Source organism: Roseibium sp. M-1, assembly GCF_054515675.1.
In genome coordinates this window covers 211,347-224,722 of sequence record NZ_CM137257.1, presented here as the reverse complement: position 1 = coordinate 224,722, position 13,376 = coordinate 211,347, and the positions used below count along the sequence as shown (strand labels likewise).

Annotated in this window: 16 protein-coding genes; 7 read left to right on the top strand and 9 right to left on the bottom strand. The window is 60.0% G+C overall.

Annotated features, from left to right (window positions below; all coding sequences use genetic code 11):
* Positions 1–155 precede the first annotated feature (155 nt).
* Complete coding sequence (locus tag ACX3M4_RS01140) at positions 156–905, bottom strand: SDR family NAD(P)-dependent oxidoreductase (protein ID WP_459356769.1); 750 nt, start codon at positions 903–905, stop codon at positions 156–158.
* A gap of 84 nt (positions 906–989) precedes the next feature.
* On the opposite strand from ACX3M4_RS01140, the gene ACX3M4_RS01135 reads away from it, so the two are divergent.
* The 3 genes from ACX3M4_RS01135 (at position 990) to ACX3M4_RS01125 (ending at position 3,070) form a co-directional block, all read left to right on the top strand.
* The gene (locus ACX3M4_RS01135; protein ID WP_459356768.1) at positions 990–1,361 is read left to right on the top strand and encodes a winged helix-turn-helix transcriptional regulator; all 372 of its coding nucleotides are present in this window, start codon (positions 990–992) and stop codon (positions 1,359–1,361) included.
* Positions 1,362–1,514: 153 nt separating this feature from the next.
* Positions 1,515–2,057, top strand: coding sequence for a TetR/AcrR family transcriptional regulator (locus ACX3M4_RS01130; RefSeq protein ID WP_459356767.1), 543 nt, complete (start codon positions 1,515–1,517; stop codon positions 2,055–2,057).
* A complete protein-coding gene (locus tag ACX3M4_RS01125) occupies positions 2,054–3,070 on the top strand; it encodes an SDR family oxidoreductase (protein ID WP_459356766.1) in 1,017 nt (338 codons plus the stop codon). Before ACX3M4_RS01130 ends, ACX3M4_RS01125 begins: the two co-directional genes overlap by 4 nt.
* A gap of 133 nt (positions 3,071–3,203) precedes the next feature.
* On the opposite strand, the gene ACX3M4_RS01120 is transcribed toward ACX3M4_RS01125, so the two are convergent.
* Both ACX3M4_RS01120 and ACX3M4_RS01115 read right to left on the bottom strand, forming a co-directional pair.
* The gene (locus ACX3M4_RS01120) at positions 3,204–3,548 is read right to left on the bottom strand and encodes an EthD domain-containing protein (protein WP_459356765.1); all 345 of its coding nucleotides are present in this window, start codon (positions 3,546–3,548) and stop codon (positions 3,204–3,206) included.
* Positions 3,549–3,639: 91 nt separating this feature from the next.
* Positions 3,640–4,464, bottom strand: a complete 825-nt coding sequence (locus ACX3M4_RS01115; RefSeq protein ID WP_459356764.1) for an oxidoreductase — start codon at positions 4,462–4,464, stop codon at positions 3,640–3,642.
* 97 nt (positions 4,465–4,561) lie between these two features.
* Here ACX3M4_RS01115 and ACX3M4_RS01110 point away from each other — a divergent pair, with 97 nt between their 5' ends.
* Positions 4,562–4,942 carry a MerR family transcriptional regulator gene (locus ACX3M4_RS01110; protein WP_459356763.1) on the top strand — a complete coding sequence of 127 codons (381 nt, stop codon included), beginning with the start codon at positions 4,562–4,564 and terminating at the stop codon, positions 4,940–4,942.
* 78 nt (positions 4,943–5,020) lie between these two features.
* Here the strand turns inward: ACX3M4_RS01110 and ACX3M4_RS01105 are convergent, their stop codons facing one another.
* The 5 genes from ACX3M4_RS01105 to ACX3M4_RS01085 all read right to left on the bottom strand — a co-directional run bounded on the left by ACX3M4_RS01105 (position 5,021) and on the right by ACX3M4_RS01085 (position 9,826).
* Positions 5,021–5,353 (bottom strand): c-type cytochrome, encoded by a 333-nt coding sequence (locus tag ACX3M4_RS01105; protein ID WP_459359350.1) that lies wholly within the window; start codon positions 5,351–5,353, stop codon positions 5,021–5,023.
* A gap of 110 nt (positions 5,354–5,463) precedes the next feature.
* Positions 5,464–7,647: a xanthine dehydrogenase family protein molybdopterin-binding subunit gene (locus ACX3M4_RS01100; RefSeq protein WP_459359349.1), complete on the bottom strand. Its 2,184-nt coding sequence runs from the start codon at positions 7,645–7,647 to the stop codon at positions 5,464–5,466.
* A 9-nt stretch (positions 7,648–7,656) separates the two neighbouring features.
* A complete protein-coding gene (locus tag ACX3M4_RS01095; protein WP_459356762.1) occupies positions 7,657–8,118 on the bottom strand; it encodes a (2Fe-2S)-binding protein in 462 nt (153 codons plus the stop codon).
* Between the two features lie 65 nt (positions 8,119–8,183).
* The gene (locus ACX3M4_RS01090) at positions 8,184–8,798 is read right to left on the bottom strand and encodes a nuclear transport factor 2 family protein (RefSeq protein ID WP_459356761.1); all 615 of its coding nucleotides are present in this window, start codon (positions 8,796–8,798) and stop codon (positions 8,184–8,186) included.
* Between the two features lie 32 nt (positions 8,799–8,830).
* Positions 8,831–9,826, bottom strand: a complete 996-nt coding sequence (locus tag ACX3M4_RS01085) for an aldo/keto reductase (protein ID WP_459359348.1) — start codon at positions 9,824–9,826, stop codon at positions 8,831–8,833.
* 182 nt (positions 9,827–10,008) lie between these two features.
* Here ACX3M4_RS01085 and ACX3M4_RS01080 point away from each other — a divergent pair, with 182 nt between their 5' ends.
* The 3 genes from ACX3M4_RS01080 to ACX3M4_RS01070 all read left to right on the top strand — a co-directional run bounded on the left by ACX3M4_RS01080 (position 10,009) and on the right by ACX3M4_RS01070 (position 13,199).
* On the top strand, positions 10,009–10,935 hold the full coding sequence (locus ACX3M4_RS01080) for an AraC family transcriptional regulator (RefSeq protein ID WP_459356760.1): 927 nt from the start codon (positions 10,009–10,011) through the stop codon (positions 10,933–10,935).
* 273 nt (positions 10,936–11,208) lie between these two features.
* The gene (locus tag ACX3M4_RS01075) at positions 11,209–12,177 is read left to right on the top strand and encodes an oxidoreductase (RefSeq protein WP_459356759.1); all 969 of its coding nucleotides are present in this window, start codon (positions 11,209–11,211) and stop codon (positions 12,175–12,177) included.
* Positions 12,174–13,199: a LysR family transcriptional regulator gene (locus ACX3M4_RS01070; protein WP_459359347.1), complete on the top strand. Its 1,026-nt coding sequence runs from the start codon at positions 12,174–12,176 to the stop codon at positions 13,197–13,199. Before ACX3M4_RS01075 ends, ACX3M4_RS01070 begins: the two co-directional genes overlap by 4 nt.
* Here the strand turns inward: ACX3M4_RS01070 and ACX3M4_RS01065 are convergent.
* Positions 13,132–13,374: a DUF2274 domain-containing protein gene (locus ACX3M4_RS01065; RefSeq protein WP_459356758.1), complete on the bottom strand. Its 243-nt coding sequence runs from the start codon at positions 13,372–13,374 to the stop codon at positions 13,132–13,134. The genes ACX3M4_RS01070 and ACX3M4_RS01065 overlap by 68 nt on opposite strands.
* Positions 13,375–13,376 lie beyond the last annotated feature (2 nt).

Here is a 13,376-nt window from a genome sequence, read left to right as displayed (position 1 = left end):
AGATCACAGCCACAGGCTGTTCTGGGCTAGGCTAGTGTAGGGTTTGGTTGCGGGGACAGGCACCCATCTTCACTTGTTGTTCCGATCAGCGGCGTGACCGCCGAATTTGTGATTGCGATCGAGCAACCGAATTCTGGGGCATGGCGCCTCAAGGATTAGATTTGGGCCTGTCCGCCATCAACAAAGACTTCGCTGCCAGTCATGAAGCTGCTGTCATCGGAAGCGAGAAAAGCCGCGACGGCGGCCGTTTCTGCAGGATCCGCGAACCGTCCAAGCGGCGTACCGTCAATGAGTCTGGCGACGATCTGATCGCCCATGCCAGATTGCGCGAAGGCGTCCTTAACGGTCTCTGTGTCGGTTGGCCCAGGAGAGAGAACATTGACTCTGATGCCTGTTCCCTTGAGGTCCATGATCCAGCTTCGGGCAAAGTTACGGACCGCAGCCTTCGAGGCGCTGTAAACGCTCATCGCTGGAGTACCCATGACGCCAACGGTGGATCCGGTCAAGATGACCGAGCTACCGGGCTTCAGCAATGGCAGCGCCTTTTGCACGGTGAACAGCGTACCTTTGACATTGATGTCGAAAGCGCGATCGAACAGCTCAACCGTGATCGCCCCCAGAGGAGCAAGGTCACCCACGCCGGCATTAGCGAACAGTACGTCGATCGATTCCTTCTCAGATTTCACTGTGTCGAAAAGCTGATCGAGATCGTCCTGCCACGTGACATCTCCACGAACCGCGCGAGCGTTTGGCCCTAGGTCAGCCAGCGCAGCATCGAGAGCATCCTGCCGCCGCCCGAAGATATAGACAAACGCCCCTTCGGCCACGAAGCGTTTTGCAGTCGCCAAACCTATGCCGCTGGCGCCACCCGTTATGACAGCCGTTTTTCCGTCAAGCTTACCCATGATCGATCTCCTTTATTCGGGATCGCCTGAAGGTAGCCAATGATTACCATTGGACAAGTATGCACCTTTTGGTAAGTATCCTAGATGACGAAAAAAAGCGCCAAAGATAGTCCCTTCATCTGCGGTTTGGACGCGACGCTTCGCGTTGTCGGCGGCAAGTGGAAGCCGCTGATACTCTTTTTCCTCGGCCAGAAGCCGAAGCGCTATGGCGAGCTAAAGCGCTGTGTGCGGGGCGTAAGCGACAAGGTGCTGATCCAACAACTCAAGGAGCTCGAAGCGCACGGCATCATCCTGCGCACGGATTACAAGGAAATCCCTCCACGGGTGGATTATTCCCTCACGCCACTCGGCCTGAGCCTGGCCGGAGCGCTGGTGCCTCTGTGCGGATGGGGCGAAGCGAATGCGGAGACGATCGCATCGGCACTGGCCAATGCTCAGGGGCGAAAACCCGCGTAGCGCCGAAGACGACAGAGGGCTGGCCGGGCCATGGACAAAGGCACCTCTCAGCTACATTCTTGACGCCTACCAACTTTACCAATATGGTATATCTGGTAAAGTTGGTAGGCGTAGGCTGTGGAACCAAAAAACGATCATCGACGAGATGCCATATTGGACGAGGCCGTGCGTGTATTCGGACGTTTCGGCTATCAAAAGACGTCTGTGCAGGACATCGCGGCTGCAGCGGGTCTCTCCAAACCGGGGCTCTACCTGCATTTTTCCGGCAAGGATGAGATCTTCTCCGCGTCCATTGAAAAGTATCTGTCCGATGCGCTGGACGAGGTTCACAGGTTGCTTGCGCAGGATGCTGTCTCGTTGGGCGATCGGCTGCTCGCGGCTATGGAGGCGTGGTTCGGGCGACATCTCTCGACCTTCACGCCCCACTCATTCGACGTGATCGAGGCTGGCGATCGACTGTCTGCAGACAAGGTCGAGGGTGTCAAACGCGCGCTCAGACACGCCATCGCGAACGCTCTGATCGAAAATGGGTTTGCCGAAAGCGCAGCGTCGGACCGGGCGCACGTCCTGTTTCTTTGTGGGCTGAGTTGGAAGCAACCAGGAACGACACCAGAGACATTCCGATCCGTCATGGAAACCTGCGTCCGCGTTTGTTGTGGAGCCAAACCGCTAGAAATTGAAGAGAAGACCGAATGAGCAAAGTTCTTGTCACGGGGGGCACAGGCTTTCTGGGGGCCCACATCATCGTGCAATTGCTGGACGCAGGGCACGACGTCCGCACGACATTGCGCAGCCTGAAGCGGAAGGACGATCTGTTCGCCATGATCCGCACAGGCGGCGCAGACCCAACCAGGTTGACCATCGTCGAAGCCGACCTTGAGAAGGACACCGGCTGGATCGAGGCCGCACAAGGCTGCGACTTTGTTCTGCATGTCGCCTCACCCTTTCCCGCTAGCAATCCCGCCGATGAGGAGGCGGTCATCCGTCCCGCGCGGGACGGAGCGCTTCGCGTTCTGCGGGCCGCGCGCGAGGCCGGCGTGAAGCGGGTCGTGATGACATCGTCCTTTGCCGCGATCGGCTACGGCCACCCGCCGCGCAAGGAGCCCTTCGAGGAAACCGACTGGTCGCGGCCCGATGCGCCGGACGTGCAGCCCTATATCAAGTCCAAGATTTTCGCCGAGCGGGCCGCGTGGGATTTCGTTGAGCGCGAAGGCGGGGCATTGGAACTGTCGGTGATCAACCCGACCGGCATTTTCGGACCGGTCCTCGGGCCGGACTATTCCAGCTCGATCGGCATCATCAAGGCGATGCTGGATGGGCGGATGCCGTTTGCCCCGCGTGTCTATTTCGGCGTGGTCGACGTGCGCGACGTGGCGGCGCTGCACATCTCGGCCATGACCGCACCGGAGGCCGCCGGCGAACGCTTCATCGCCGTATCGGGTGAACCCGTCTCGATGTATTCGGTTGCTGCGGTCCTGCGCCGTGGCTTGGGTGCCGCCGCCGCGAAAGCCCCGCGCCTGCAACTGCCCGATTTTCTGGTCCGCTTAATGGCGCGCTTCGTGCCGAAACTACGGGAGGTCGTGCCACAACTGGGCATCTACCGACGAGCATCAAACGCAAAGGCGAGACGAACGCTGGGCTGGTCTCCGCGTACTGCTGAGGAAGCCGTATTGGCAACTGCCAAGAGCCTGATCGAGTTGTCGAAATAGACAGATGCCCGTGGCGGCACGCCGTATCGTGAATAGCTCGCTCTGCCCCTCCGTCAGAGGGCGGTTGCCACCCAGACCTCTTCCCTCCGAAAAGCGTATATGTCGTTTGTGTGAAGCATTGTGCTTAGGCACGCTACGATAGCACACCATCCTGCGTATATTCCTCCACCACCCATGCCCTTGTTTTGGTCCGGTCGAGAAAGCGCGCCTCGTCCTCCGCAACGCCGCTGCCTTCCGCTAGCACCAGCGACAACCAGGCTTTGCGGTCTTCTTGACTGGCGAATTTCATGTGCGTCACGACATCGAAATCCGCATCAAAAGCCCTATCCTCCGCGTCCGGCAGATAGTTCCGTGCATAATAAACCGGAGCCGGCGCGAGACTGAGAATGAGCGGGACGTGATGCTTTTCGTAATAGTCGATGAATTCTGCGCGGCTGAGGCCGTCACGGGCCTTGAGAAGGGCGATAGAGGTGATCACAGGCGTTTCCTTTCTAGATCGTTCGGCCGTCGGACAAGGCGTTTGTCTTTTAGGGTAGCGGCATGTCCGCGTTTCCATATTCGGCTGGTTCCTATTTGAACGAGGCCATGACCACCCGGTCGAACATCCGATCCGACAACCAGCGGCGCAGGAACAGGATCGGCATGGCCATCTGTCCGCCGACATAGCGCGGCTTCGGGCGCCGGGATGAAAGTGCGCGCATCAGCAGGTCGGTGATGACTTTCGGCCCGGGCTGCTTGCCAAGAGCAGCCTGAGCCTTGGCAAAGGCCGCCACTAACCCCGCATAGACCCCTCTACCGGAATGGCGGGCGGCCTCCTCCGCAGCGATCCCGCTCCATTCGGAGGCGATCCCGCCCGGCTCGATCACCACCACCTTGATGCCGAACTGTCGGGTCTCGTTACGCAGCACGTCGCTATAGGCTTCGAGCGCGAATTTGGACGCATGATACCAGCCCCCTAGCGGCGTGGACATCTTACCGCCGATGGAGGAGATATTGACAATCCGCCCGTCCCCTTGCGCGCGCATGTGCGGCAGGCAGAGTTGAGTAAGACGGGCAAGACCGAAGAGGTTGACCTCGAATTGCCGTCGCGCCAATTCCATCGGCACCTCTTCCAATGTGCCGTATTGGCCGTATCCAGCACAATTGATCAGCACATCGATGCGGCCATGCTCCGAAATGATCCTGTCGACACCGGCCCGCATCGCGGCTTCGTCCGTCATATCCATGGCAAGGGCAACCCCGCCCTTGTTGGCGATGTCCTGCATTCGCTCTGTTCGCCTTGCCGCGCCATACACCACATATCCTTCTTCAAGGAGCCGCAGGGCGAAATCCTTGCCCATACCGGACGATGCGCCGGTGATCAGCGCCACGCGTTTGTGTTTTTGCTTGCTCATTGTCATCTGCCTTTCAGGCTTATGGAATTGCGATGACGCGTGATGTAGGCTGTCGGGAAACCCCACAGTCAAGAGGCGGCAACAAGGAAATTTGAAAATGCTGATCGGCGATCTGGCGCGGCTCTCGGGCCTGTCCAAGGACGGCATCCGTCACTACGAAGAAATGGGCATTGTTCACTCAGTACCGCGCGAGGCCGGCAGCCGGATCTACCGCGAGTACGACCCGGCCAATCTCGACCGGATCGAGAAGGCGCGCCACGCGCAGCAACTCGGCCTGTCGCTGAAAGAAATCGGACCGTTGCTCGACGTCCACGAAAGCCGCGAAGTGACAGAGGCGGAGACCATCACTTTCCTGGAAGAACGGCTTGCGGTCGTACAAGGCCGAATCGCAGAGCTGCGGCGTATGGAAAGATTTATCGAAGTGAAACTCTCGCATCATCGCGCCCTTGTTGAGAGTTCTATCGCCTCGTCTGGATGAAGCCGTGGAAGGTCAAGCGCCACCCGAGCCCGTTTCACCTGAAGTCGGAACCAGAGTTTAGATTGTGAAAGAGTCCGACTACTTCTCCAAAAGGTACTCGACAATGAGCTGCCGATCATCGGCATTCGGAACTCTTGCGGTCATGCGCGTGCCAGGGACCATATCGCGTGGGTTCAACAGAAAAGAGTTGAGCGACTCCTCATCCCAGATAATTCCCGATTCCCGGAGCGGATCCGAATAGTTGGCGACCTCCACAGCGCCGGCCCTGCGGCCCATTATTCCGGACAGATGTGGTCCCGCCCGGTTCTGGTCCGATTCCATGCTGTGGCAACTCGCGCAGCGACGTTGGAATTGCTGTTCACCCGATGACTGCTGAGCGCGGGCGGAGATGGTCGTAAAGGAGCAAACCATGATCAATGCTCCGGCAACCTGTTGCACTCGCCTTGTCGTTTTCGTCATCCGCAGCCCTTTGAGATTATTTGTCGATCAACGATGTGCGTAATCGGATGTGGCCGAAACGCCTAGACCAACCCGGCCTTCGCCATGGGCAGACTCGTGATCCATCTACCGGTTGCCGCTGCGACCGCGTTTGCAATAGCCGGCCCAATCGGAGGCGTTCCGGGCTCCCCCATGCCGGTCGGCGCTTCGTTCGAAGGGACGATATGCACCTCGATTTCCGGCATGTCGGAGATGCGCAGTGGCTCGTAGGTGTCGAAGTTTGTCTCTTCTACGACACCCTCGGCCAGGGTCACCTGATTGCGCAGGATCGCACCAAGGCCATAGCCGATACCGCCCTCGACCTGGGCGACGATATTGTCCGGGTTGATCGGAACGCCGCAATCGACCGCAGCGGTGACCTTCTCGACCTTGATCGTCCCGTCATCGCGCAGGGAAATTTCGGCGACCTCGGCGACATAGGAGCCGAAGGATTTGTGCACAGCGACACCGCGATACCGGCCCTCCGGCAGTGGAGTATCCCACCCGGCTTTCTCGGCTGCCAGCCGTAGCACGTTCGCCTTGCGAGGATCGTCCTTGATCATCTCCAGGCGGAAAGCGACCGGGTCCTTGCCGAGATCACGGGCGATGCGGTCCATCGTGACCTCCATGACATAGGCGGTGGGCGTGTGCCCGACCGAGCGCCACCACAGCACCGGAACCTGCGTTTCCTGAAAGGCCTGATCCACGCGCATCGCCGGAAAGGCATAGCTCGTGTCATGCGCGCCTTCTGTCATGCTGGGATCGACACCGTTCGGCATCATGACTGCCTCGAAGGCGCTGCCCTTGATGATCGACTTCGCCGCGATGGCGTAATTGAAGGCGATCACATTGCCCTCGCCGTCGAGCCCGACTCTGACCTTGTGAGCTGACATCGGACGGTAGTAGCCGCCGGTGATATCGTCCTCGCGCGTCCAAACCACCTTAACCGGCGCGGGAGCCATGCCGACGGCAAGCATCGCCTTTGCCACCTCGCAGGTCTCGATCACCGGATGCCGATCCGGGGGTGAACGCCGCCCGAAGGAACCGCCGGCCCATATCGTGTTGATGCTGACCTTGTCGAAACCGATCCCGAGCGTATCCGCGGCGCCGGCATGGTCTCCGGTCTGGCTCTGACAGCCGTACCAGAACTCTGCGGTTTCACCGTCAAAGAGCAGGACAATGTCCAGGGGCTCCATCGGACCGTGAGCCAGGAACGGGAATTCGAAATCGAGCTCGACGATTTTTTCCGCCTGCTCCATAGCAGCACCGGTATCGCCGACTTCGTGAACCATCACGCCGGGCTCTGCGGTCATGTCCCGCAGCTCAGCGATCATCGCATCGCTGGAGCGGACCTCTGCCGCACTATCATCCCATTCGACCACAAGGGCTTCGCGCCCTTTGATCGCTGGCCATGTCGACCGGGCAAGCACTGCCACGCCGCTCGGGATCTGAAGTACATCGACCACGCCGGGAACGTTCCTGGCTGCGGTGGCGTCGAAGGACGCAACCATTCCGCCGAAGCGCGGCGGACGGGCGACCACGGCGACCAGCAGGCCTTCGGGCTGAAAGTCCATGGTGAAGGTATCGGGCGAGCCGGAGGATTTGTTCGCCACGTCGAGGCGCGGGAATGCCTTGCCGATATAGACCCATTGCTCCGGCGTCTTGAGAACCGGCTCTGTCGGCACATCTTCCTGTGCGGCGAAGCCTGCAAGTTCGCCAAACCTGGCGGTATGGCCGGACGCATGGCTGACGACACCCTGAGAGACCGCAATCTCGCTTGCCGGAACGTCCCATTGCCTGGCCGCTGCGGCAACGAGCATGGCCTTTGCCGCGGCGCCAGCCTGCCGGTACTGCAGGAAGGAATTCGCCATCGCCGACGAACCGCCGGTTCCCTGAATCCCGTAGATCAGGTTCTTGTAGAGGTCCGGATTCGACGGCGCGAATTCGACGCGCATCTGGTCGTGGGCGGCATCCAGCTCGTCGGCAATAAGCGTCGTCAGCCCTGTCGCAGTGCCCTGGCCCTTGTCGAGATGCTTGGACAGGATCGTGACGCTGTTGTCCGGCCGGATGTGGAGGAAGGGCTGCTCGAACTCGGTTTCCGTGCCCTGCGCATAGGCTGCAGGCGTCAGCCTCGTCGCCAGCAGCAATCCGCCCGCGGCTCCGGCCGATAGTTTCAGGAATGTGCGGCGGTTCGATCTCGTCAGTTCGCCCGGTATTCTCGACAGCATTTGCATGGCTCAGCCCTCCATCATGTCGGCAGCGGTGTGGATCGCCTTGCGGATGCGGACGTAGGTGGCGCAGCGACAGACATTGCCGTCCATCGCCGCGTCGATGTCCTCGTCGGTCGGCCTTGGCGTTTCGGACAGCAGCGCCACCGCCGACATGATCTGGCCCGACTGGCAGTAACCACACTGCGGAACCTCGAGAGAGGTCCATGCCGCCTTGACAGCATCGGCGGCCCTACCTCCAACGCCTTCGATGGTGGTGATCTCGACGCCTTCCAGATCGCCAACCATGGTCTGGCAGGAGCGGATCGGGACCCCGTCCCAATGGACGGTGCAGGCGCCGCAGGCCGCGATGCCACAGCCGAACTTCGTTCCGGTCATTCCGAGCTCATCGCGTAGCGCCCAGAGCAATGGGCTTTCCGGGTCTGCTTCGAGCGTGCGCGGCCTTCCGTTGATCGTAAGGGAGACTGACATCTCGGGGATCTCCTTGCTGGTTTCTTGACGGGCGGGGTTCGATTGGGCGCTCCGCGTGCAGCGGCTTAGGCCTGCGACCGGCGGGTCTCGCTCCAGTCGATGATCAGTTGGCGCTGGGAGAACAGCCAGGCGCCACCGGTGCGCCGGAAGCTGTCGTAGTAGCGGATCGAAAGCACCTGAAGCATCCTCTGGCCGTTCTCCTCATAGACATGATGGGCCATGCAATAGGTCTCGGCGAACGCCTCATCGCCAGAGACCGATATCGCCGATTGCCCGTTGAAATGCGTGGTATGGGCGAACCGGGCGAGAAAGGGTCCGAGTGACGCCCGCACCTCCTCGCGCCCGCGGCGGGCGTCGACCGGATCCTGTCCGTCGGGCTCCCGGTCGTAGATCAGGATGGTTCCGTCTTCCTCCATCAGGGCAGCCTGCGCATCCGTCATCCGCCGGTCGGCGAAATGACCCCAGGCGTCGATCAGCTTGCGGATCGTGACGCGGTCGGCGGCTTCGCCGGTCAGGGCGGTATTCGCTATCGATGTGGAAAAGAGGCTATCGAGGGAGAGGTCGACGGCAGGCGTTTCCGATTGCGCAAGCGATTGACCGGGGACCGAGGCCAATCCAACTGCCACCCCGCCGCCGATGGCAGAAGCGTTGGCGACAAGTTGTCGTCTGGTGATTGTCATTTGATTTCCCTCCAGAGGTGTTCGACGCCGTTTCAGCGGTTCAGGTTTGCCATTTCGCTTTCGGCATAGCGGGTGCCGTCGATTTCGACGGAAGCCAGCGCATCATCGATGGCGGCTAGTTCCGTCTCAGAGAGCTCCACCGCTGCCGCGTCGATGTTCACTTCAAGGCGCGTTCGCTTCGTGGTGCCGGGAATCGGCACGATCCAGGGCCTTTGCGCCAACACCCAGGCGATGGCGAGTTGTGCCGGAGTGATGCCCTTGGCGGCTGACAGCGCTTTTACGCGTTCGACCACAGCCATGTTTCTGGCCATTGCATCCTTCTGAAAGCGCGGCAGGAAGCTGCGGAAATCACCGTCATCAAAGGACGTGTCGGTAGTTATGTTGCCAGTCAAGAATCCGCGGCCAAGCGGGCTGTAGGCGACAAAGCCGATACCGAGTTCGTCGAGCAGCGGGAATATCTCGGCCTCGGGCTCTCGCGCCCAAAGAGAATATTCCGATTGAAGTGCCGTGACGGGGCAGACCGCGTGGGCCTTGCTGATCGTTGCGGCGCCGGCTTCGGACAGTCCGAAATAACGAACCTTGCCCTCGGCAATCAGTTCGGCCACGGCACCGGCGACATCTTCGATCGGCACCTGCGGATCGACCCGGTGCTGATAGTAGAGGTCGATGTGGTCCGTTCTCAGCCGCCGCAGGGAGTCCTCGGCAGTCGCCTTGATTGCCTCCGGTCTGCTGTTAAGGCCGATGGGCGCCGGACCACCGGATGGGTCGAGTTCGAATCCGAACTTGGTGGCGATGACAACGCGTTCGCGCACGGGCTGTAGCGCCTCGCCGACAAGTTCCTCGTTGATCTTCGGCCCATAGACCTGCGCGGTGTCAAACAGGGTGACGCCTATATCCACCGCCTCGCGCAAGAGAGCGATCATCTCCTCCCGATCCCCAGCGCCGCCATAGACCGCGTTGAGCCCCATGCAGCCGAAGCCGATCTCAGAAACCTCAAGCCCGGACGCCCCCAATTTTCGTATCAACATGCCTGTTCTTTCATGGTGGGTCGCATTGACCACTCGTTGCGGTGAACTGTCCGCGGCCCGGGATTTCATGGACTACGGCCCCAGCCAGCGCTGGTTTCATCGGGTCGAGATAAGAGGATAGACTCCCAAGGAAAGACGGTGAATGCTTGTGAATCTCGATAATTTGCGCGATAGTCCTGAATATGCTTGATGACCCGCTTTCCGAAATCCTCGCTTTTGTTGGCGCGCGCTGCGAGGTGGCAGGCGGATTTACGGCCGGCGGTCGCTGGGGCATTCGTTTTCCGCGTCCCGATGCAATCAAGTTTGGCGTTGTCGTAAACGGCGCATGCTGGATGCGAGTCGATGGTCTTGGCACGTCGCAGCAGTTGCAGGCGGGTGACGTCTTCTTCGTTAAGGGCGACCGTGCCTTCGACGTGTTAAGCGACCTCGATGTCGCTCCGCTGGACGCCAGGAAGGTCTTCCGCGAAGCACCGAACAACATGGCTTCCCTGGGTGACGGAGCAGACGTTCTTTACCTGGGCGGCCATGTCGAGCTCGACGAAACTCGACGCAATCTGCTGCTCGATGAATTGCCGCCAGTCATTCACGTCGCCAGCGACACCGAACAGGCAGCAGGGCTGCAATGGCTCGCACGCGAAGTGGTGAGCGAGGTGCAGACGAAGAAGGTCGGCGCGGGTCTTTCGGCCGCCTCTCTGGCGCAGTTGTTGTTTGTCCGCGTGCTTCGCGCCCATCTGGAGGCTGGAGGGCAAGCGAACGTCGGCTGGCTGCGCGGGCTTGGCGACCCGCGAATTGCGCTGGTGATCGCGTTGATGCATTCCGAGCCGTCTAGGAACTGGCACCTTGATGAACTCGCGAAAACCACCGGCATGTCCCGCTCTGTGCTCGCCGCACGTTTCAAGGCGGTTTGTGGCGTACCGCCGCTGACGTATCTGACCGAGTGGCGCATGCGGCTGGCCGTGCGGGCGCTTGAGGAAGGAACCATGCCGGTGTCGCAGATCGCAACGATGCTTGGCTACACTTCGGTCAGCGCATTCAGCAACGCGTTCAAACGCGTGACAGGTACCGCGCCGAAGCGCTTCCAGTTCTCTTCGGGCAATGTCGATGGCTGAAAGGATGCACCAGATTCAACGACCAGAATTCGTCAAAGCTGTCTGCAAGCAATGCTGGCGGAAGTAGCCATGCGCCTCCGGCCGGGCAGCCCTGATACCCGACCTGTATGACGAGCGTCTCGTTGTGAATTATGGAAATATGCGCTGACTTGAGCCGAGTCCAAATTCAGGACTATCTCGCAAATTTTCAGGACTTTCAAATATTAAAAATCCTATTTGTGCTCCTATCTACTAAGTCGCCAACAATACGCTGCGACATAAAAAGGATGCACTATGAACACTCTTCAATCCCCGATCCGGTCACCTTTCGGGGCAGCCAGCACGGCACGGGATGTCATCGAGGGAATCGACCTTTCAGGGAAAGTCGCCATCGTCACCGGTGGGTATTCCGGAATCGGTCTCGAGACCACAAAGGCTTTCGCGAACGCGGGGGCAACCGTGATTGTACCAGCGCGCAACGTTGAAAAGGCGGAGAAAGCCCTGAAGGGGATTGGTGGTGTCGAGATTGCGGCGCTCGATCTCATTGATCCCACCTCGATCGACACATTTGCCGAGCAGGTTCTCGCCGTCCATCACGCAATCCACCTGCTCGTCAACAATGCCGGCTATATCGGTTTGACGCTAGAGCATGATGCGCGCGGCTACGAAGCGCAGTTCGCCACCAATCATCTCGGTCATTTCCAGCTTACTGCCCGGCTCTGGTCGGCTCTGGTCAACGGGCATGCCCGTGTGGTCACGGTATCCTCGTGTGGTCATGCCGCCGGCGCCATCGATTTCGATGACATCAATTTCGAAACACGCGGCTACGATCCAATGGTCGCCTACGGTCAGTCCAAGAGCGCCAACGCACTGTTTTCGGTTTGGCTGGATCGACTGGGCCAGCCTCATGGAGTGCGGGCCTTCGCGCTGCATCCAGGCGGTATTGTCGAGTCTGGGTTTACCCGAGATATGCCGATCGAGGCCAGTATCGCCTCCGGCTATCGCGATGCCGATGGCAAGGCGATCATAGACCCCGAGAACAATAAGAAGACGCCGGAACAGGGAGCTGCAACGCAAGTGTGGTGCGCCACGAGCCCACTGCTCGATGGCATGGGTGGCGTCTACTGTGAGGACTGCAATATCGCACAAGCCGTACCGGCAGATTGCACCGAGCTTCTCGGTGTACGGCCGTGGGCAATCGATCCTTCGCTTGCTGAGCATTTGTGGAAAGTGAGTGAGGAAATGACGGGTGTCACGTTCTGACAGGGGCGGAGGACACCGAATGGAGCGATACCGAACCTGTCCGACATCGCCGCAAGGCGATAACGGAACTTCGACATCTGCGCTATTTCGTGACAGCAGCGGAACTCGGAAGTTTTCGCAAAGCTGGCATTGCGCTGGGGATTCAGGAATCTGCAATCAGTCGGCGGATCCGTGATCTCGAAGACCAACTCGGTGCCTCTCTGTTTCAACGTAGAAGCACAGGTGTCACCCTGACGCTAGCAGGGCAGCGTTTCTTGCGCCGTGCGCGAACAGCCCTAGAAAGCGTCCAGAATGGGGCGAAGGACGTCGCAGCACTCGGGCGGTTGGAAGAAGGTCGGATCAAGGTTGGCATATTCTCCTCGCTGGCGTCCGGCTTTCTTCACGAGTTGCTCAATTCCTATGACCGGGCACATGCCGGTGTGTCGATCGAATTGATCAACGGCAGTCCGGCTGAACATGTTGCCGCGGTGCGTCAGCTTCAGCTCGACGTCGCGTTCATAACCGGGACGGCGGCATGGAGCGGTTGCGATTCCATGCACCTCTGGAACGAGCGCGTCTTTCTGGTTCTTCCGCTCCAACATTCGCTGGCGCAAATCGACGAGGTCGAATGGGCGGATGTGGCAGATGAGCGCTTCATCATTAGCGATTCCGCTCCAGGTCCGGAGATTCACGATTTTCTGGTGCAGCGGCTCGCGGAGTTTGGTCGGTACCCAGAGATCGAGGCGCAAGGTGTAGGCCGGGATGACCTCATGACGCTGGTCGCGATTGGTCGTGGCTTGACCTTGACTAGCGAAGCGACGACGGCCGCGCAGTTCCCAGGCGTCGTCTATCGGCCGATCCAAGGTGAGGTGCTGCCTTTCAGCGCAGTCTGGTCGCCGAACAATGACAATCCCGCCAGTCGCCGTCTGATCAGCATGGCACGTCAGATGGCAAAAATGCGCCAAGCGAGCGATCCTAGCTCGTCGGAGATTCGCTTGCCAATGTCCGACGCGCCTTCGCAAAGCCGCGATCCGTCGCCATGAACCGCTGCAGCATGGGCGCGATCAACTTTCCCGGTTCGGGCGGCGCCTGTCCGGTCTCGCGAGCCATCACGGCGGCATAGTCGAGCAGGTCGCGGTGGACTCCCGGGGGGAGTTCCACCGACAGTTTGACGGGTTTGTCATCTGGAACGGATGAGAGCTTCAACTTGGCGGTCATGG

Excerpts from the sequence above, each read along its gene's own strand:
- ACX3M4_RS01140 (WP_459356769.1), bottom strand. The coding sequence starts at position 905 with ATGGGTAAGCTTGACGGAAAAACGGCTGTCATAACGGGTGGCGCCAGC.
- ACX3M4_RS01135 (WP_459356768.1), top strand. The coding sequence starts at position 990 with ATGACGAAAAAAAGCGCCAAAGATAGTCCCTTCATCTGCGGTTTGGAC.
- ACX3M4_RS01125 (WP_459356766.1), top strand. The coding sequence starts at position 2,054 with ATGAGCAAAGTTCTTGTCACGGGGGGCACAGGCTTTCTGGGGGCCCAC.
- ACX3M4_RS01115 (WP_459356764.1), bottom strand. The coding sequence starts at position 4,464 with ATGAGCAAGCAAAAACACAAACGCGTGGCGCTGATCACCGGCGCATCG.
- ACX3M4_RS01110 (WP_459356763.1), top strand. The coding sequence starts at position 4,562 with ATGCTGATCGGCGATCTGGCGCGGCTCTCGGGCCTGTCCAAGGACGGC.
- ACX3M4_RS01105 (WP_459359350.1), bottom strand. The coding sequence starts at position 5,353 with ATGGTTTGCTCCTTTACGACCATCTCCGCCCGCGCTCAGCAGTCATCG.
- ACX3M4_RS01100 (WP_459359349.1), bottom strand. The coding sequence starts at position 7,647 with ATGCTGTCGAGAATACCGGGCGAACTGACGAGATCGAACCGCCGCACA.
- ACX3M4_RS01095 (WP_459356762.1), bottom strand. The coding sequence starts at position 8,118 with ATGTCAGTCTCCCTTACGATCAACGGAAGGCCGCGCACGCTCGAAGCA.
- ACX3M4_RS01090 (WP_459356761.1), bottom strand. The coding sequence starts at position 8,798 with ATGACAATCACCAGACGACAACTTGTCGCCAACGCTTCTGCCATCGGC.
- ACX3M4_RS01085 (WP_459359348.1), bottom strand. The coding sequence starts at position 9,826 with ATGTTGATACGAAAATTGGGGGCGTCCGGGCTTGAGGTTTCTGAGATC.
- ACX3M4_RS01080 (WP_459356760.1), top strand. The coding sequence starts at position 10,009 with ATGCTTGATGACCCGCTTTCCGAAATCCTCGCTTTTGTTGGCGCGCGC.
- ACX3M4_RS01075 (WP_459356759.1), top strand. The coding sequence starts at position 11,209 with ATGAACACTCTTCAATCCCCGATCCGGTCACCTTTCGGGGCAGCCAGC.
- ACX3M4_RS01065 (WP_459356758.1), bottom strand. The coding sequence starts at position 13,374 with ATGACCGCCAAGTTGAAGCTCTCATCCGTTCCAGATGACAAACCCGTC.